The 19589-nt window shown below is 31.9% G+C and carries 19 protein-coding genes; 4 read left to right on the top strand and 15 right to left on the bottom strand.

Annotated features, from left to right (window positions below; translation table 11 throughout):
• Nucleotides 1–72 precede the first annotated feature (72 nt).
• The 3 genes from ACUUYC_RS17535 to ACUUYC_RS17525 all read right to left on the bottom strand — a co-directional run bounded on the left by ACUUYC_RS17535 (nucleotide 73) and on the right by ACUUYC_RS17525 (nucleotide 2919).
• Entirely contained in the window at nucleotides 73–582 is a 510-nt protein-coding gene (locus ACUUYC_RS17535) for a hypothetical protein (protein ID WP_474267973.1), read from the bottom strand.
• Between the two features lie 438 nt (nucleotides 583–1020).
• A complete protein-coding gene (locus ACUUYC_RS17530) occupies nucleotides 1021–1239 on the bottom strand; it encodes a hypothetical protein (RefSeq protein WP_474267972.1) in 219 nt (72 codons plus the stop codon).
• Nucleotides 1240–1350: 111 nt separating this feature from the next.
• Complete coding sequence (locus ACUUYC_RS17525) at nucleotides 1351–2919, bottom strand: helix-turn-helix domain-containing protein (protein WP_474267971.1); 1569 nt, start codon at nucleotides 2917–2919, stop codon at nucleotides 1351–1353.
• 385 nt (nucleotides 2920–3304) lie between these two features.
• On the opposite strand from ACUUYC_RS17525, the gene ACUUYC_RS17520 reads away from it, so the two are divergent.
• The 3 genes from ACUUYC_RS17520 (at nucleotide 3305) to ACUUYC_RS17510 (ending at nucleotide 4121) form a co-directional block, all read left to right on the top strand.
• On the top strand, nucleotides 3305–3532 hold the full coding sequence (locus ACUUYC_RS17520) for a hypothetical protein (protein WP_474267970.1): 228 nt from the start codon (nucleotides 3305–3307) through the stop codon (nucleotides 3530–3532).
• A gap of 148 nt (nucleotides 3533–3680) precedes the next feature.
• Nucleotides 3681–3860, top strand: a complete 180-nt coding sequence (locus ACUUYC_RS17515) for a hypothetical protein (protein ID WP_474267969.1) — start codon at nucleotides 3681–3683, stop codon at nucleotides 3858–3860.
• A 75-nt stretch (nucleotides 3861–3935) separates the two neighbouring features.
• The gene (locus tag ACUUYC_RS17510) at nucleotides 3936–4121 is read left to right on the top strand and encodes a hypothetical protein (protein ID WP_474267968.1); all 186 of its coding nucleotides are present in this window, start codon (nucleotides 3936–3938) and stop codon (nucleotides 4119–4121) included.
• A gap of 95 nt (nucleotides 4122–4216) precedes the next feature.
• Here the strand turns inward: ACUUYC_RS17510 and ACUUYC_RS17505 are convergent, their stop codons facing one another.
• The 4 genes from ACUUYC_RS17505 to ACUUYC_RS17490 all read right to left on the bottom strand — a co-directional run bounded on the left by ACUUYC_RS17505 (nucleotide 4217) and on the right by ACUUYC_RS17490 (nucleotide 7993).
• Nucleotides 4217–4642: a hypothetical protein gene (locus ACUUYC_RS17505; RefSeq protein WP_474267967.1), complete on the bottom strand. Its 426-nt coding sequence runs from the start codon at nucleotides 4640–4642 to the stop codon at nucleotides 4217–4219.
• Between the two features lie 320 nt (nucleotides 4643–4962).
• Nucleotides 4963–5700 carry a LytR/AlgR family response regulator transcription factor gene (locus ACUUYC_RS17500; protein ID WP_474267966.1) on the bottom strand — a complete coding sequence of 246 codons (738 nt, stop codon included), beginning with the start codon at nucleotides 5698–5700 and terminating at the stop codon, nucleotides 4963–4965.
• A gap of 6 nt (nucleotides 5701–5706) precedes the next feature.
• Nucleotides 5707–7422, bottom strand: coding sequence for a tetratricopeptide repeat-containing sensor histidine kinase (locus ACUUYC_RS17495; protein ID WP_474267965.1), 1716 nt, complete (start codon nucleotides 7420–7422; stop codon nucleotides 5707–5709).
• A gap of 46 nt (nucleotides 7423–7468) precedes the next feature.
• On the bottom strand, nucleotides 7469–7993 hold the full coding sequence (locus ACUUYC_RS17490) for a hypothetical protein (RefSeq protein WP_474267964.1): 525 nt from the start codon (nucleotides 7991–7993) through the stop codon (nucleotides 7469–7471).
• Nucleotides 7994–8498: 505 nt separating this feature from the next.
• Here ACUUYC_RS17490 and ACUUYC_RS17485 point away from each other — a divergent pair.
• Complete coding sequence (locus ACUUYC_RS17485; RefSeq protein ID WP_474267963.1) at nucleotides 8499–8720, top strand: hypothetical protein; 222 nt, start codon at nucleotides 8499–8501, stop codon at nucleotides 8718–8720.
• A 260-nt stretch (nucleotides 8721–8980) separates the two neighbouring features.
• Here the strand turns inward: ACUUYC_RS17485 and preA are convergent, their stop codons facing one another.
• The 8 genes from preA to ACUUYC_RS17445 all read right to left on the bottom strand — a co-directional run bounded on the left by preA (nucleotide 8981) and on the right by ACUUYC_RS17445 (nucleotide 19131).
• On the bottom strand, nucleotides 8981–10309 hold the full coding sequence (gene preA, locus ACUUYC_RS17480) for an NAD-dependent dihydropyrimidine dehydrogenase subunit PreA (protein ID WP_474267962.1): 1329 nt from the start codon (nucleotides 10307–10309) through the stop codon (nucleotides 8981–8983).
• A gap of 111 nt (nucleotides 10310–10420) precedes the next feature.
• Entirely contained in the window at nucleotides 10421–11743 is a 1323-nt protein-coding gene (locus ACUUYC_RS17475; protein WP_474267961.1) for an FAD-dependent oxidoreductase, read from the bottom strand.
• 82 nt (nucleotides 11744–11825) lie between these two features.
• Complete coding sequence (locus tag ACUUYC_RS17470; RefSeq protein WP_474267960.1) at nucleotides 11826–12692, bottom strand: nitrilase-related carbon-nitrogen hydrolase; 867 nt, start codon at nucleotides 12690–12692, stop codon at nucleotides 11826–11828.
• Nucleotides 12693–12723: 31 nt separating this feature from the next.
• The gene (locus ACUUYC_RS17465; protein WP_474267959.1) at nucleotides 12724–13107 is read right to left on the bottom strand and encodes a four helix bundle protein; all 384 of its coding nucleotides are present in this window, start codon (nucleotides 13105–13107) and stop codon (nucleotides 12724–12726) included.
• A 44-nt stretch (nucleotides 13108–13151) separates the two neighbouring features.
• Nucleotides 13152–14537: a dihydropyrimidinase gene (hydA, locus tag ACUUYC_RS17460; protein ID WP_474267958.1), complete on the bottom strand. Its 1386-nt coding sequence runs from the start codon at nucleotides 14535–14537 to the stop codon at nucleotides 13152–13154.
• Nucleotides 14538–14546: 9 nt separating this feature from the next.
• Nucleotides 14547–16232 (bottom strand): NCS1 family nucleobase:cation symporter-1, encoded by a 1686-nt coding sequence (locus ACUUYC_RS17455; RefSeq protein WP_474267957.1) that lies wholly within the window; start codon nucleotides 16230–16232, stop codon nucleotides 14547–14549.
• Between the two features lie 39 nt (nucleotides 16233–16271).
• A complete protein-coding gene (locus ACUUYC_RS17450) occupies nucleotides 16272–17609 on the bottom strand; it encodes an aminotransferase class III-fold pyridoxal phosphate-dependent enzyme (RefSeq protein WP_474267956.1) in 1338 nt (445 codons plus the stop codon).
• Nucleotides 17610–17664: 55 nt separating this feature from the next.
• Nucleotides 17665–19131, bottom strand: coding sequence for a CoA-acylating methylmalonate-semialdehyde dehydrogenase (locus tag ACUUYC_RS17445; RefSeq protein ID WP_474267955.1), 1467 nt, complete (start codon nucleotides 19129–19131; stop codon nucleotides 17665–17667).
• Nucleotides 19132–19589 lie beyond the last annotated feature (458 nt).

Genomic DNA, 19589 nt, shown 5'->3' with positions numbered 1-19589 from the left:
ATATGGCACCATGTTAGTAATGACATTTGTTTAATGATTTTTAGCAATAATTTTCTCAGTAATTAATTTCACCTAGGATCTTTTATTTTTTTTCCATTTTCCTTTTCCTCCTACTTGAAAAACTCCTACTCCAATCGCAACTGAATTAAATTGTCCAATTGGATCATTATTTCGGTCAAACCATGTAATTTGGTATACTCCTCCAGCTTTTGCTATTCCTTGTGCATGATAGCTTCGAGCTTCTCTAAAAAATCTTTCCCAATCACTATCTTCATATACATTATACATTGTTCCAAGTGAAGTAAAACCTGCTCCTCCAACTCCCCAAGCACTTTCTGCGAAAGAATAAGGCATATTAGATACATCGCAAGTAACTCTTCCATAAATAGCAAGCATTATAATACCGCCCGTTGCTTCAATGAATCTTGAATCTGCCAAACCACTTGGTTGTTTGACTGAATCATCTATATTTTTTAGTAGGTTATATAGTTTTACATCATCAACTTTATCTTTAAAAGCTTCAATAGTGGCTTCTTTGTAAGCAACTATAAGTTCTTGTTCTCGTAATAATTCTGTTGTCATAATGGTTTTTTTAATTGGTTCTCCTACTCTATTTAGGCTTTTCAGATTTCGCCATAAGAAGCTTTAAGTGACGCCATTTAGTTGCTTTTTACAATGTAAATGTAGACATGAATCTAATCCATAAGATGAAATATTCAATGAACGCAGAAGAATGTATCGTGAGTGATTAAAAGTGAGGAGTGAAAGAAAATTTACGAATTAACGAATAGTTTTTTGAAGCTACTTTGTATTGTATTTGATGTTGCGTAAGGGATTGAGCGATTTGTTGAAGCTCCTCCCAATAAAATTGGGAGAGCGACTCGCGAAAGCCCGACCTGAGTTTTCCACGAAGGTTACGCCCAAATTATAATTAAAAAAAGTATTCAAAATCATAGATAATATGATCTTGAATACTTTATCGTGCAGTAATAATAGTTAAAACCACAAATAATTGAAGCGTTAACAAATATAAACGCAACTCCTTGAAGGTATATAATTATCAGTATTAGTTTTATCATCTGTCATATCTGATGTTGGGTCTGTAGTTACTATTACACAGGTTGCATCTGGATTATTTACATCGCTTTCTAAATTTGTTCCTCCATATATGCTTTTTCTGTTATATAGATTTACAATTTTTGTTTTGTTAAATATTAATGTTTTCAATCGCTTTTTCATCTATTTATTTTTTAAATTTTGCAATGAAACTATAAAAAATACAGTGTACAGACAGTATAATTTACCATGATAAAGTACAGATTCATGAATCTGTAGTTTTTTATTTGCGCTTTATGAAGTTTGATTTACTTTTTTTAGTTCTCTAATGAAATAAGAAGGCTTAATACCTTTAACGTTATAAAATGCTTTTGAAAACGATTGTACATTATTAAAACCAACTTCTGCTGCAATCGCTTTTATGGTATAACGCATATATGTTTGATTATTTTTAAGCTGTTCTATTGTGTATTCAACACGTAAGTGATTGATATAGCTTGAAAAAGAACATTTTTTGTAATGATTTACAATTTTGGAAAGGTAGTTTGGATTGGTATTAAATTCTTTTGCTAACGAATTGAGTGTAATTTCATTTGATGTAAATGCAGCTTCTTGTTCAAATGTTTCTAGTTTTTGTAATATATATTCGATAATATCTTCCGGAACTGCAATTTTTTGTTCTTTTCTTAATTGACGCTGCGTATTTTTTTTCGTTTTAGGTGAATTGATAGCTTCTTTAAAGCGAAGTTGATACACTTTTTGTTTTTTATATTGTATTGCAAAACCAATTCCTAGTACTAGAATTAGCAAAAATAATATGATCACAATGGTTTTGAATATTTTTTTTTGTTGTTGTTTTTGCGATGCTAAATTTTCTTTTTCAGCTTTTAATTTTGGAATTTCATATCCTTTAAAAATCAATTTATTTAAATACAACTCATCAGCTTTCAAAATACTATCAACTTTTATCATTTGATTTTTATAGATCAGTTGATTCTTTAAGTCGCCTTTATTTTTATAATATGTATCTAATCGCACATATGCCTTTCTAGTAATTGGAAAGATCGATTGTGTTTTTTGAAAGATTGAATCTACTTTTTTATAATACTGAATTGCTTTTTTTTGTTGATGAACCGCAAAATATAGTTCGCCTGAATAATAATAAACAAATACTAACTTATCATCGTCCTGAGCATTTTCAAAGTATGGAGTATATGTTGAAATACTATCCATTGCTACTTGATATTCTTTTTTGTGATAATTTGTAACACCTTCATTAAATCCAAAATGATTTTTATATGATTCCTTCTGCAAGCGCGTAGCTTCTTTATAGCCCAGTTTATTATAATAGCTAGCAGAATCTATATTTTGTATATCATTGAATATGTTTGCCAATGCTGTGATAGAGTTTAAGTACTTCCTTGCATTGATCTTTTCACTATTTTCTTGACAGTATGAAAAATTTTTTCGATATAATTCCAATGCTTCTTCTGTATTCCCTGTACGTCTTTTTACAACACCTAAGTTATAATTGGCGCGTGCAACCATTCCTTTTTGATCAAATTGTTGTGCGTAGTTATAAAATTGAAGGTAATTATCTAATGCGCGTTGATATGCACGTTTTTGATAATAAAAATCTCCTTTCTTTTCATAAGCAATAGCTGGATAGTATGTGTTTGGATTTTTAGATGTCATTGCAATAATACTATCACTATACGCCAACACGTATTCGTCTGTATGTGTTACGGAAAGCATACGATATGCTTGAAGCGTTCTAGAAGTATTGTTTTCGTTTTTAGCTTTTTCTAGAAAACGTTTGGCAAAGAAAATCTTTTCCTGCTCCGTTTTAGCTTCTGAAAACATGTTATCTATTTCATTATAATCTTTTTTTTCAATTTGAGCATCAACGTTTATGCCTTCACAACTAAAGCATATAAAAGACAGCAAAAGTATAAGAGATTGAAAACTAACTTCTCGAAGTGAAAATTGGTTTTTCTTTATAAAATATAATATCAAGATGGCAGGCTTTTTCAGTTATGTAAAAAATGATAACTAAAAATACTCTTTTTTGAAGAAAAAAATACAGATTCATGAATTCATACTACATATTCATGAATGTCACCTACTATGTTTTGCATGTTGATTTTATGAATTGTTGTTTTGTAATGCATTGATTTAATGCACTTAGACACAAACAGTAAGTGTCTTAAACTGTTTACTGTTATATCAATTATTAAACATTTTATTCATGAAAAAAAACATTTTAAACATCGGAACTGTTTTAAACAAAGAAGCACAAAGAAACATTAATGGAGGAAATTCTTTAACAAACCTTCAAGAATATTGTGCATCACTTTCCATTGTATATCACTCATTAACAAATGATCCTGAAGGAGATGGAATTAGTCCTGAAAATGACTCGTTAGCAACACAAACATTGATACAATGGAATAGGCATTGTATAGGTGTAAACTAATATGCTTTTCTTGTTCTTAACAACTAAGTATACTGTATAAAGTAAAGGCTTTGAAAATTGTTTCGAAGTCTTTACTATGATAACAATGTATTGCTACGATAATTATTTTCATCATTTATTAACCAATAAAATTTAAAAACTTATTATCATGAAAAAACAAAAAACTAACCATTTATCTATCCAGAAAAAAACTATTTCTAACTTAAACAAGGCTAACTTAAAAGGTGGAACGAATATTCCTTTTACTGCTAACCATTTAGATTCACGATGTGTTTGTCGTACAGATGCATATCTATGCTTACTATCTTATCCTTATTGTGTTGGTTAAAAAACGTTAACTATATAAATATATGATGAGTTATAGATGTACTCACCAAAAAATTAATTTTTAAATTTTAATAGTATGAAACAACATATTTTAAATATCGGAAAAGAATTGACTAAGAATGAACAACGCACTATTTATGGTGGTTTTGGCGAAGAATGCGAACCACTTTTAGGCGAATGTACAAGTGATGAACAATGTCATCCTGTTCACAACGGTTTTCGAGCGTATTGTGAGTTTGGCTGTTGTGTAACTCCAATTTAATAGAAAATATTAGAAGACTCTGAAACTTTCAGAGTCTTCGGTATTTTTCTGGAAATGATCGATTGATTATTCAAAAATTAATTATTTACCATTCATTATGAAAGAACCTGTGTTCCTTTTCTCATTGCATTCAAAATAATCCCTAATACCATACTAATTAGTCTTGCTTCAAGGAATTCCGGTATAATTGGTATGTTAATCATCCGATTAATAATAGGAGTCAATCTTTTTTCTAAGACAGCAACTTCTTCATTTGTTACACCATCTTTGATATCATGAATACATTCAGTTAATTCTTTTGGCAGATAAAGTGTTAGTGCCTTATCTATTAATCGAATTCCAGCTAAGAAAACTTTCTTTTCACGTCTCTCACTCATAAAAGGAATATTTATTGCTCTGTTTACTGTATCTGCAATTCTTCCTTCTTCTTGAGGAGTTAAAACTCCATCATTATTATAATTTTCTTTTTCTTCACTAACGGTGTTGTATGGTAATGCCATAACAGTAATTTTTTTTGACATATTTTATAGTTTTTAATTGGTTCTCCTACTCTATTTGGGCTTTTCGGATTTCGCCTTAAGCAGCTTTAAAATGACGTCTTTTAGCGCTATTACAGGGTAAATGTAGCTACCTAATTGATGTAGGATTTATTATTTTCGTGAATGAAGAGAAAAGTTTCGTGAACGAAGAAATGTTAAGAGTAAAGTGATTCTCGGTTTTGGGTTTTGGGTGCAGTAAAGAATTCTGGATATATGTTAAAGGTGATGTTCTTCGATTGTAATTTATTTTTAGTTGTAATTGCCCATTTTTGTAGAATAAATAGGCAAAAATACAACGCACATTATTTGATAATTGTGAAGAGTTCTAATAGTAATTTTCGATGACGCTGACTTACAGGTAAGGTTTTATTATTTTTAAGTGTAAGCGTATAATCTGTTGGATACACCGATAGAATTTGATTCGTATTGACTACATATTTCCTATGCAATGCCACAAAGTTATTAGGCAATGTTTCAGAAAAACTTTTTAAACTTTTTTGGACTAAAAAACTAGAATCTTCCGTATGAATGAAGCAATATTTATCATCCGATTCTACATAATAAATATCGTTGATCGCTACTTTGACTAATACATTTCCTTTTTTAATGAGCAGTGTATTATTAATTTGCAATGCAGCTTCTTCTTTTGTAGATAATTGCCCAATTTGATTCACGTACTTTTCCAGAGCTAATTCTATTGAAAACCTAATTCCAAAAGGATCAACAGGTTTTAGTAAGTAATTATATGGTTGCTGTTTTTTGGCAGCAATAAACGATATTTTATCTTTTGAATTAGTCAGAAATAAAATAGGAATTGGTCTACTTTTGTTGATATAATCCGCAAATTTAATTCCGTCGCGTTCACCATCTATAAAGATATCGAGTATGGCGATGTCAGGAGATTTTTCATCATACAACTTTACAGCTTCTTCATAATTTGCAGCAATTCCCGAAATGTTGTAATGTTCAGAGAGTATTTCTGCGAGTATTGAAGCTTCTTCTGGACTATCTTCAAGAATTAGAATATCAATTTTCTCCATAGTAATTTATGCTACATTTTTATAAGGTAATGATATATTTACAATTGTTCCTCCATTTGGATTTTGCTTTATTTTTATTGTTCCGCCATTGAGCTGAATCATCGATTTTGTGAGCATTAACCCTAAACCTGAACTTTTTCTTCCTGTAGTATCTTTTTGTGCTTTGTTTGATTGAATTTCAAAAATACTTTTCAATACTTTTTCAGGAATTCCAATACCTGAATCTTTAATAAATACAGTAAACGAATCATCTTCAATTGTTCCTGAAATAATAATATTTCCACCTTTTGGTGTGAATTTTATTGCGTTATCCAAACAGTTTCGAATTACAATTTTAAAAATTTCCATATCACCATATACTAATATTGATTTTTTTATGTCAGTACTAAATTGAATGCTTTTCTCCTCTATTAATGATTGATATTGCAGTTCTATCTGATGAATAATTTGCCATAGTGGAAACCAATCTTTTTGAACTGAAAGTAAATCAGATTGACTTAGTGACCAATTCAATAGATTATCTAACAATAAACTTAAAGAATCAACGATTTTATATACATTTTTATCTGCCGAGGTTCCTTCGTTATTTTCTTTTATACTCCTTAATTGAAATAGTTGTTTTAAGCGAGCTACAGGACTACGCAAATCGTGTGCAATGATTGTAAACAACTGATTTTTGACAGTATTTGTTTCGCTTAACTCATAATTTAGTTTTTTGATTTGCTTGTTTTGTGCAATGAGTTTTCTGTAGAAAATAAATCCGATCACTAACAATAAAAGAATTCCTGCTGAAATTGCAATAAACGTATTTCGTTCTGCCGTTGTAAGGTCTATTTCAGCCTGTTTTTTTGCAATATTAAACGTTTCTTTTTGTTGTGCTATTTGCCATAATGAGTTTTGCTTTTGGAGCGAATCATTGATAGCTAAATGTTCTTTTAAATATTTTATTGCCTTTGGATGGTTTTTTAAAACCTCAGAAATTAAATACTTGTTGTATGTTATGTGACTTTTTAACTCTAAATCTTTGATTGATTTTGAATATACATAGGCAGAATCGAAGTATTTTTTTGCAATTGTATCTTTGTATTGTTCAAAGTATAAATTCCCAATATTAGAATAGTTTCTAGCTACTTGAATGGAATCTTGATTGTTTTTATAGAGTTTGAGTACTTTTTTATATAACGAGTCTGATGCTTTAAAATTTTCTTTAAATAAATAAACGAAAGCTTTACTTTCAAATATTTCACTTTTAAAATAATGCGTTTGAGCTATTGGAACATCTAATGCTTTATCATAATATATCATTGCAGAATCGAATTTCCTTTTTTCAAAATACAATCGTGCTAAACTTTTATTTGCAAACTGTTTTAAATCTTTGGAATCCGTTTGACTTATTCTAAAAAAGTAGCTTTTTGCATTATCATCTACGCCCAATTTTAAGAGTAAGTGCTTTTGTAATAATTCTTTTAACGTATCGTCGGTTACATTATCATTGAGAAGATATCGTTTTGCTTCTTTATAGTTTTTTTGAGCAAAACTCACATGTGCATTGTGCCATGTATTGTTTGGAACTGTTGTAGTTATTTCGTTTTGAGATGCAGTATTTTCTTTGCAGTATTTGCAATGATTGATAAACCATATTTCGTTAAATGAGTTTTGTCCAAATACTATAGTTGTTACGAATATACATATAGTACAAACGAGAAATTTGACCGTTTTCATAATGATTAAGATTGTTTAGTTTCTTAAAAAACTTCCAAATTCATTATTAAGTAGGAATTACTCTAGTTCCACGTCTTGGATCTCCTATTTCTGGCTTTGCAATTTTTGTTATTTCTTCAATTTTATCCTCTAAAGATCTATCTGTATCTCTGAGAACATTTTTTATATCCTCCATTTTTTCTCTCAGATTATCTTCATTAAAATCGAGATGAACATAAATCTCTTTTAAATCTTTAAGTCTAGTATCACTATTAGTCTCACTACCTGAGTCTTCTTGAAGTACTATTTCCCAATGAGAACGTTGATTTGACTCAATGGACTCTTCACTAATATCAGATTTGATATTTATATCAATTCGTATCTTATTATTATTAATTATTGCAAAATCTGGTACAGAAATGTTTTCTCTTTTGATATGTTCAAGAAAATGAGCCGTAATATAAATAGCATTCGTTCCTTTTTCCATATTTACAAACGGACCAATAGAATATACAGTATCCGTTGGTGAAATATGTCTAGTCATTGTACTAACTTGACGTACAATTGGTTGTTTAAATTTTATTTGACTCATGGTAAGTTAACTTTTTTGTATTTCTCATTTGCAATATAATCTTTATCCAAAAATAAAGAAAGAATACTCTCTCTTTATTTCTAATCGTTTATGACATATATTTCTTTAAGCATTAAACTTTGATAGCGAAAAAAATACACATAAAATACTTTTTTAAATAAGTTATAATAAGATAAGTTTCTATCATGAATATATTTTATCTCAACCAAACTTCTATAATATTGCTTAGCAAAATATCTTTTTGTTGTTCTAAATTTAGTACTAGTTCTCGCTACTTTTAAAATACAATCATACACTTTTGCGAATAAGTTCGAAATATTCTTTAGCGCTTTACAATAAATTCAATACGTTCGTACCATTTTCTTTTATCAATAATTGAATTCGTAACAAAAAGACGACATCCATACCTTCTCTTTTTTTTCTCTCTTAAATGAAGTTAAAATTGTCAAAGTGTTTTTAGACACTGGTAAACAATTTTATTAATCTTATTTAATTTTTTTAAATTATGAAAAAGCAAAAATCAACCAAATTAATGCTTAAAAAAGAAGCAATTTCAAAACTACAGCATGTAACTGGCGGTGCGCCTATTACTTTTATATGTACAGATCCACTTCCGTTTCCTCCTACATATAATCCGACACAATGCAAAACGCTGCGCATAACTCAGTGTGCAAATTTGTGTACTAGTCAAGTATATGATTGTCCAGATACACGTCTTGAATGCTAGTCAAAATTAGCATTTAGCATATTATACAAATAAGCAATGAGCTATTGAAGTTGTTTTAAATCTAAGAGTTATTTTGAAACGGCTTTAGTAGCAAATTGTATAATACAAATGCTATCCTAACCAATTCTATATCCAAACTTCTATATTGAATAGCTTCCGCGATATGATTTAGTAGAAAACTGACATACTGAATACTTGAAATTGTTAGCACATAAAGAAGATCGTTTTATATTCACAAATTAAAATGTATGTCAAAAAAACTATTTTTTTAAAGCATCTGAAGGTTTTGGTACAAAGTGTCCTTTTCCTCCAGCTCTGTCATCATTAAAAGTTACAGGAATATCATCATTTAACGTACGTTCGTGCCATGTTGTATGTTTTGTGCCATCGTCTTTTTTAACCATTGTTATACAGTCTTCAACTGGGCAAACTAGCGAACATAAGTTACAACCGACACAGTTTTCTTCAATGATACTTGGAATTCTATTTAAAGGATCATCTGGTAGTGCAATTGCTTGATGCGCTCCATCATCACAAGAAATATAACATAAGTCACAACCAATACATTTATCAGGATTTATTTCGGCAACAACTTTATGCTTTAGGTTTAAGTGTTTCCACTCCGTTACGTTTGGCAATGCTTTACCAGCAAAATCATAGATAGTAGTGTAATTTTTCTCTTCCATAAATTGACGTAAACCTGCTTCCATTTCACGTACAATTCCAAAACCATAATGCATTACCGCAGTACATACTTGCACGGAAGTTGCGCCTAAAAGAATAAACTCAACTACATCTCGCCAAGTTTCAATACCACCAATTCCAGATAATGGCAATTTTCCAATTTCTGGATGCTGTGCTAAATCTTTCAGCATATTCATTGCAATAGGCTTTACTGCTGGTCCACAGTATCCGCCATTTGTACCTTTTCCATCAACAATTGGATATGGAGCATAGGTATCTAAATCTATTCCAACGATACTTTTAATTGTATTAATTAATGATATAGAATCCGTTCCGCCCTCAAGAGCTGCTAGTCCAGGTTGAATAATTTCTGAAACATTAGGCGTTAGTTTTGTTATTACAGGAATGTTTGCGGCTTCTTTCACCCAACCTACAATCGTTTTTAAAACTTCTGGCTGTTGCCCAACAGCAGAACCCATTCCACGTTCGCACATTCCGTGTGGACAACCAAAGTTTAATTCTATTCCGTCTGCTCCAGCATTTTCAACATCCTTTATTATTTGTTCCCATTCTGCTCTGCTTTCTACCATTAAAGAAGCAATTACAGCATGATTTGGAAAGTATTTTTTAACTTCTTCTATTTCACGAAGATTATCTGCCAAAGGTCTATCAGTAATTAGTTCAATATTATTGAAACCCATCATTCTGGTATTTCTATAATTTACAGAACCATATCGACTTGATACATTCACAACAGGAACACCTAATGTTTTCCATACAGCTCCGCCCCAACCTGCTTCAAAAGCTTTCATAATTTGGTACCCTGAATTAGTTGGTGGCGCTGATGCTAACCAAAATGGGTTTGGTGCTTTTATTCCTCCGAAATCTACTGATAAGTCTATCATGTTTTTTTGAGTTATGAGTTTTATAATTATGAGTTATGAGTTGGTCAGTTATGAGTTGGTCAATTATAAATTTTCAACTCTAAATTCTTAACTTTTTAGTTCATAATTCTTTTATTTTGTTAACCAATTATGAATTCCTTGCGCTGCCATTTTTCCGTCATACGCTGCATTTACTACTTCTGCGCCTCCATTAACGGCATCACCTCCAGCAAAATACATTTCATTGGAAGTTTGAAATTCATCATTTGTTTTAATTCTTGTCTTTTCATCTATATCTAAGTCATCTATTAAATCATATAAATGACCTTGCTTTGCCTGACCTGTGGCTTTAATTACCATATCACATCGTACAATGAATGTGTTATTTATATTAGTTTTGAGTTTTCCGTCCACCATTTCAGTTTTGGCGAATCGTACTCCATCTACTTTTCCGTTTCCTAAAATTGCAATAGGAGTTACATTAAATAAGCTGTCAACTCCAGCGCTTATCGCTAAATCATATTCAAATCCATAAGCGCCCATTTTTTCTTTGGAATTCCTGTATGCCAATACCGTTTTCCTTGCGCCCATCCTTGCTGCTTCAGATGCTGCATCCATCGCAGTATTTCCACCTCCAAGAACGACTACTTTTTTAGGAACTTTCAATTTATGATGCTTCATTCTTAACTCTTCTATAAACTCTACAGCACCTACAACATTTTCTTTATCTTCTCCTTGTAAACCTAAGTTTCTTGTGTTCCCTAAACCAACACCAATAAATATAGCATCGTACGTATCTTCTAGACTTTTCAATGCTGGTTTTGAATTGATTGCTGTGTTATATTTAATATTAAAACCAAGCTGATTTTGAAGGTACTTTACTTCTTTTAAGACTTCTTCATTTGTAATTTTATAAGGCGCAATACCATAGACCGTTAAACCAGAAGGTTTTTCTTTGGCTTCAAATATATCTACTTCATATCCTAAAGTTCGTGCTTCACTAGCACACGAAATTCCTGCAGGACCAGCACCAATAATTGCTATTTTTTTGCCATTAGGTTCACCAACTTTAAAGATTACTTTATCAGCATCAATCGTTTTATTTGTAGCATAGTTTTGTAGTCTACCTATTTGAATTGGCGGCACATCTTGATGATTGTATACACAAGCACCTTCACATAAAACTCCAGTTGGACACACAATTCCGCACGCATTTCCCAACCAATTAGAATCGAAAATAGTTTTGGATGCTCCTGTGATATTGTCTGTATGTATTTGCTTGATAAATAGCGGAATGTCTATACTTGTAGGACATGCTTGAATACATGGCGCATCATAACAGAATAAACATCTTGAAGCTTCGTAAAACGCTTCAGTATCATTCATCAACGGTTTTTTCTGCTTGAAATTCTTTTGGAATTCTGCTTCGGTTGTTGGTTTTTTATATTCTGCCATTTGTGAGTTATGAGTTTAAAAGTTATGAGTTATGAATTACTTAACTAAAGAAATCCTTAACTCTTAATTCATAATTATAAAACTAAAGTTCTGTGAGCTTACCATACGTTTCTGGGCGTCTATCTCTAAAGAATTGCCATGTAGAACGAACTTCTTCAATAAGGTCTAAATCAAAATCTGCAATTAATAATTCATCATCATCTCTAGAAGCTTCAGCAAATATTTGTCCTCTAGGGTTTACAAAGTAAGATTGCCCATAAAATTTCCCTAAATTCCAAGGTTTTTCTTCACCTACTCTATTTATACAACCCATAAAATATCCGTTGGCTGCTGCATGTGCAGGTTGTTCTAATTTCCATAAGTATTCACTTAATCCAGCAACTGTTGCAGAAGGATTATAAACGATTTCTGCGCCATTTAATCCTAAGGCTCTTGCGCCATCAGGGAAATGTCTATCATAACATATATACACGCCAACTTTAGCATATTTTGTTTGGAAAACCGGGTATCCTAAATTCCCTGGTTTAAAGAAAAACTTCTCCCAAAACCCAGTTGTATGTGGAATATGATTTTTTCTATATTTCCCTAAATATGTTCCATCAGCATCAATAACTGCCGCGGTATTATAATATACGCCTGCTTGCTCTCTTTCATAAATTGGCACAATGATTACCATATCATGTTTCTTAGCCAATACTTGCATTTTTTCAGTAGTTGGACCAGGAACAGATTCTGCTGAAGCATACCATTTACGGTCTTGTCCTGGGCAAAAATATGGCGTGTTGAATATTTCTTGCAAACATAATATTTGAACGCCTTGTCGTCCTGCTTCTTCTATATACGGAATGTGCTTGTCGTACATAGCATCCATAATTTCTTTAATAGTTCCTTCGCCTTCTGTCATTGGAAGGCTCATTTGTATCAATCCTGATTTTACATTTCTTGGCATATCTTATAAGTTATGAATTATTAGTTTTAAGTTAAGAGTTGTTAAGATATCGTTGTTTGGTAGTTAAAATAATACTACTCAAAATCTTAATCAATTCTTCACATTTTTTATTTGATTTGTCAAACATTTCTTGATGAATAAAATTACTATCCTTTAATAAATTCAACCAGTATTTAGTTTCTCGGGCTTCTTTAAGTGAAATGCTTAACTTATGCACAAAATCTTTCTTTGATTCTGCTGAAATAGCTTCATTTACATTGGCTCCAATTGAAGTTCCAGACCGAAGAATTTGTTTAGAAAGAATAAACTCTTTTTCTACTTTTAATTCTTTATAAATCGAAATAATGAGCAAGGCAAACACATATGTTTTATCAGCAATAATACTTTTACTTTCTTTTTTTAACGTTAAACTCATAGTTTCAACTTTTTAATTCAAAATTCATAACTCTGAATTCTAAACTATATAACCGTTTTTGATGTTTTTCCCCTCGGAATAAATTGTCCGTGACCTGCTGATAATTTGCACTCTTCATTTTCTATAGCAACTTTTCCTCTTAAAATTACAGTTTCTGTCTTTCCAGTTACTTGTTGACCTTCATATCCTGAATAATCACAGTTCATATGATGTGTTTCTACAGAAATGATATGTTCCTTTTTAGGGTCAAAAATTACGATATCGGCATCACTACCGATTGCAATTGTTCCTTTTCTTGGGTACATTCCGAAAATTTTTGCAGCATTCGTTGAACTTACTTCCACATATTTTGTTAATGAAATTTTTCCTTTGTGAACTCCTTCTGAGTATAATAATTCCATTCGATGTTCAATTGCTGGATGTCCGTTTGGTATTTTAGAAAAGTCATCTTTTCCCATTTTTTTTTGTTCCCACATAAATGGACAGTGATCAGTACCAACAACTTGAATTAAACCTTGATTTATACCAGACCATAATGCTGTTTGATCTTTCTTTTCTCTTAATGGCGGACTCATCACCCATTTTGCGCCTTCAAAATCATTTTCATATAGCGAAGCATCTAATATTAAATATTGTGTGCATGTTTCTACAAATACTTTTTGATTACGCTGTGTAGCCTTTCTTACTGCGTTTAATGCTCCTTCACAAGTCATATGAACAATGTATCCAGGGCAACCTGTATATTCTAACATATCCGCAAAACGTCCTGAAGCCTCTGATTCCGTAACTTCTGGTTGAGATAAGTAATGATAGATTGGTGCTAAGTTTCCTTCCGCTTTATTTTTAGCAATTAGCGAATCTATCATATCGCCATTTGTTGCATGAACAGTTACTAAACCTCCATGTTTTTTTACAACTTTCATCAATTGCACCATTTGTCCATCATCAATCATTAATGCACCTTTATAAGCCATGAATGTTTTGAATGATGAAATTCCTTCTTCTTCTATCATTTGAACAACTTCTTTGGCTACATCATCATTAAAATCGGTTACAGCCATATGATATGAATAATCTCCTATAGCTTTTCCTTGTGATTTACTTTGCCAAGTTTTCAATGCATTGTGAAGTGTATCTCCTTGTGTTTGCAAAATAAAATCAATCACCATTGTAGTTCCTCCATGCAAGGCTGCACGCGTTCCAGTTTCATAATCATCACTCGAGTACGTTCCCATGAATGGCATATCGAGATGTACATGAGGATCAATTCCGCCAGGAAATACTAATTTATCAGTAGCATCAATCACTTTATCTGCTTGATACTTTAAGTCTTTCCCAATAGCGATAATTTGTTCTCCTTCAATAAATATATCTGCTACATACGTTTCAGCAGCTGTAACTATTTGACCATTTTTAATGAGTATAGACATATATTATAGTTATGATTTTTTAGTTATAAGTGTTGAGTTATTCTTCATTAATAAAACATATAACACAAACGAAATAAGGAATCCAGTAAACCAAGATAAGGAATACAAGAAATTCAATGCAGGAACCCAATATCCAATTAATGCAGCAAAAACACCTATAAATAAAGCAATCAATGCTGCTTTATTAAATCCTGTTTTTTCATATGAGTAGATTCCGTCTTCTTTATACAATTCTGCTAATTCTAATTTCTTTTTTCTGACTAAAAAATAATCTGCAATTAGAATACCTAGTACAGGACCTAGTAATCCGCTCACAAAAATTAAGAACCCTGAAATTTCGTTCAATAGCCACCAAGGCATAATCAATATTCCAAGAATTCCCGTAATTGTTCCGCCAGTTTTAAAACTTATTTTTTTAGGCCATAAATTTGAAAAGGCATTAGAAGGTGCAATTACATTCGCTGCAATATTTGTACTTAATGTAGCGATAATCATAAATATTTGAGAAACGATAACGACCGCTGGATTCTTGAATTTTGAAATCAACGAAACTGGATCCCATGGTGCATCATCAGCAATTAAAATGTCTTTAAAGTTAATAACTGCTGCACATGTTACAAATATCCCAACGAAGGAATATAGCATCATTGTTGCTGGCAATCCAATAAATTGTCCTGCAACTTGATCTTTTTGAGTGGCTGCATACCGCGTGATATCTGCAATACTAATTGACATCGTTGCCCAAAAACCTACCATTGCTGTTAGCCATAATAAGTAACTCCAAAGTTTACTTTCTGAGTTATTTTCTGAACTAACTATAGTTGCATTTACAATACTTGAAACTACATCATTGTTTCTAAACTGAACTTGAACGTTCTCTGCATTAGAAATTAAAATAGGTTCGTTTGTGAATTTTTCCCAAGTAGTATTTTTATCTGAAGTAATATTATATTCTAATGCTTTTAACTGTCCTTCCTTATCTTCTAAAGAGTTTAAATTCAAATAATAGACTTCATTGTCTTTTGTAATTGATGCCGCAGTTTTTTCTAACTGTACACTTTGGTCTAAGACTATTGAGAAACCATCCGCTTTTGCATAACTCCAATAAATTAGTACAATTCCCATAATGACCAATATTGGCGCTGAATATGTTTCTAACCATTTGATACTTTCCGTTCCTTTCCAAATGAAATACATATTGATGATCCAGAATATTCCAAAACCGACAAATTTACCTATGGATAATCCTAATTCACCTGTAGAACCAGTAATAGCATTAAATATGGCATAAATAGCCAAACCACCAATCCAAGTTTGAACTCCAAACCAACCACAGGCTATGATTCCTCTTGTCACAGAAGCCAAATGCACGCCTTTTGTTCCAAATGCAGCGCGTCCAATGACAGGAAATGGTATTCCATACTTTACTCCAGCATGTCCATTAAGTACCATAGGAATGGTTATAATTAAATTAGCCAGGCCTATGATAATCAATGCTTCATACCAATTTAATCCAGTTTTAATCATATATGAAGCCAAAAGGTATGTTGGAATACAAACTGCCATTCCAACCCAAATAGCAGCTAAGTGCCATTTACTCCAAGTTCTTTTACTTGAAGGAACTGGCGCCAAGTCTTCACTATATAATGATGAGTTTGAAACGTCTTCTTGTAATTCTACAATGTCTTTGTTCATTTGTTATTTTATTGAATTTTGCTTTCGCAAGAATGATGTTTAATTACAATATTCATCAGCAATCGCTAACGCTTCAGAAATAATTGATAAGCCTTCATCTACTTCTTCTTTTGTTACATTTAAAGGTGGAGCAATAAAAATCCAGTTCCATCTCACGAATGTGAACATTCCTAATTCTCTAATTTTAGAAGCCATTCTTAAAGTTGGCTCCATTTCAGATGGCTTCGCATTCCAAGGTGTGGTAGGTTCTTTAGTCTCTCTATTTTTTACTAATTCTATACAACCCAATAATCCTGTATTTCTAAAATCACCAATAGATGGATGTTTCGCTTTTAGTTTTTCTACTTCAGCTTCAATATATAATCCCATTTCTGCTGCTCGTTCAACTAAATTATCTTCTTCTATGATTTTAATGTTTTCTAAAGCTGCTGCACATAATGTTGGATGCGCTGAATATGTTAATCCAATTATCATTGGGTTTTCATTAAAATATTCCGCAATTTTATCAGTTACTACAAGTCCACCCAACGGTAAATATCCAGAAGTCAATCCTTTTGCTAGACACATAAAATCTGGTGTTACATCGTGATGATTTATTCCAAACATTTTTCCTGTGCGACCAAACCCACTCATTACTTCATCAACAATCATCATAATGCCGTATTTGTCACAGAGTTCACGAACGTGCTTTAAATACATTGGTGGATATTTTATGCATCCAGAAGAACCTGATTCTCCTTCAAATAAAATTGCAGCCACGCTATCTGGATTTTGAAATTTAACCACACGTTCTAAATGTGCCAAAGCACGTTCTCCGCATTGTTCAATTGAGTTAGAATTCCATGGACAGCGATATGCATACGGATTCTCTACATGCATTATATTAGGCATAGCCTGACTATCTACAGGAAATCGTCTAGGATCTCCACCGCTAGCAGTAATTGCACCATTTGTTGCGCCATGATAAGCTCTATAATGCGTAATAATTTTGTGGCGTCCTGTATAAATTCTTGCTAGTTTGATTGCATTTTCAATTGCTTCAGCGCCACCAAGTGTAAAAAAAGTTTTAGTTAAATTTCCTGGTGTTATTTCAGCTATTTTCTTTCCTAGTTTTCCACGTATTTCAGTTGCCATTCCTGGATATGCATAACTTATTTGTTGCATCTGTTTTGTAACAGCCTCAGTAATTCGTTGATTGCCATGACCAATATTCACATTCATTAATTGAGATGTAAAATCTAAATACTTTTTTCCATCTCTATCATAAAAATAACATCCTTTGGCATGAGATACATTTATTGGATTTAATCCACCTTGTTTTCCCCAAGAAAATAAAGTGTAATCTAAATTATCTTTTATAATTTGTTGGTTACTCATTAATTTTTAAATATTGATTATAAAGAAGTTTATTGTGTTTTTCTATATAAATAGATTAACTCATCCAGTTTGTTTGTGCTTCAGGATTCCATTTGGTAGTCGTCTTTTTATTTTGTGTCCAAAACTCTATAGAACTACGACCTGTAATGTCTCCTACTCCAAATTTTGATTCATTCCAACCTCCAAAAGAAAAAGGTTCGCGAGGTACAGGAACTCCAATATTAACTCCAATCATTCCAGCGCTGGCACGCTCCATAACTTGTTTTGCTAATCCACCACTTTGTGTAAAAACGGCAGCTGCATTTCCATAGTTTGAACCATTTTCAATTTCAATTGCTTCATCTAAGTCTTTTGCACGAATAATAGAAATTACTGGTCCGAAAATTTCTTCACGAGCTACAGACATATCAATAGTTACATGATCAATTATTGTTGGTCCAACATAATAACCGCCTTCTTTACCAGAAACAGTTGTATTACGACCATCTAATAATATTTTTGCTCCATTTCTTTCCGCTTCATCAATATAGCCTTCAATACGTTTTTTGGCTTCAGCCGTAATAACAGAACCTAAATTATCTCCAGGAACAATCGCTTTCGCATCTTCAACCATACGATCAATAATATGCTGTACCTTGTCTACACCAACCATAACCGAAGCTGCCATACAACGTTGACCAGCACAACCAGACATAGAAGCAACAACATTAGAAGCTGTCATTTCCGGATTTGCATCAGGTAAAACTAACAGATGATTTTTTGCGCCTCCTAAAGCAACACAACGTTTTAAAGTAGAAGTTGCTCTTTTGTATACAATTTTCGCAACTTTGGTAGAACCGACAAAAGATACCGCTTCAATAGTAGGATGATCACAAATAGCTTCAACAACTTCTTTTCCTCCATTTACGATATTAAAAACACCGTCAGGAAGACCAGCTTCTTTTAGTAGTTCTGCCATTCGAACTGTACTTAGTGGTACTAATTCAGAAGGTTTCATAACCATAGTGTTTCCCAAAACTAATGCGTTTGGAAGTGTCCAATGCGGCACCATATTGGGGAAGTTAAAAGGTGTTATAGATGCTACAACTCCCAGCGGTTTCCGCTCAATTCTACATTCTACACCTTTACTTACTTCCTGCACTTCGTTCACTACGATTTGCGGCATAGACACAGCAAATTCACAAAGTTCCATACTTTTTTCGACCTCTGCTTTTGCTTCACCATATGTTTTGCCATTTTCGAGCTGTACTAATTTTGTAAGCTCATCTATGTTTTGTTCTAATAGATTTCGATATCTAAAGAATATTTGGACTCGTTCTTTAAAGGTCATGCTTGACCATTTAGGAAATGCTTTTTTAGCAGCTTGCACTGCGGCATCTACATCTCCAACTGTGGATAATGGTATTGAAGAAATTTTACTGCCATCTATTGGGCTTAAAACATCCATGGCTTTTTGACCATTTCTTTCAAACTTTCCATTTATATAATTTTTAACTTCTACCAAATTTTCACCTGTTATCATTTTCATAATTATTTAAATATTTAAGAAAAAAAATAAGAATATCATTAAGAAGTAATCATTTTACTGATAAAACTTAACAATATTCTACAACAAGATAATGAATTAATATTAATTAAGATCCGTAGTATATCAAAATTATATTCACTTTAATATCGTTTTTACTTCTGTTGAACACAAAATAATTCAAGCATTAAATCACTGTCAAATCTGTTACTTTATATAATATACTGATCTTAAACCTATTAAAAGCTTGAGATCGTTTCACTTATAGAATAAAGAGCAAAGACCAGAGTATAACTATTTGATAATCGGACGCTAGTCATTATAAATTATAAAATTTCTTATCCAACCAATCTTCTGTTTTGAATGGCTTCTGCGATATGATTCGGTAAAACATTTGGGATACGTTTATAACTATTATAGATTAACTGATGTTTACACAAAAAATGATTGATAAC

Source organism: Kordia sp. E (genome assembly GCF_056033805.1).
This window is presented reverse-complemented; position numbering and strand designations above follow the sequence as displayed.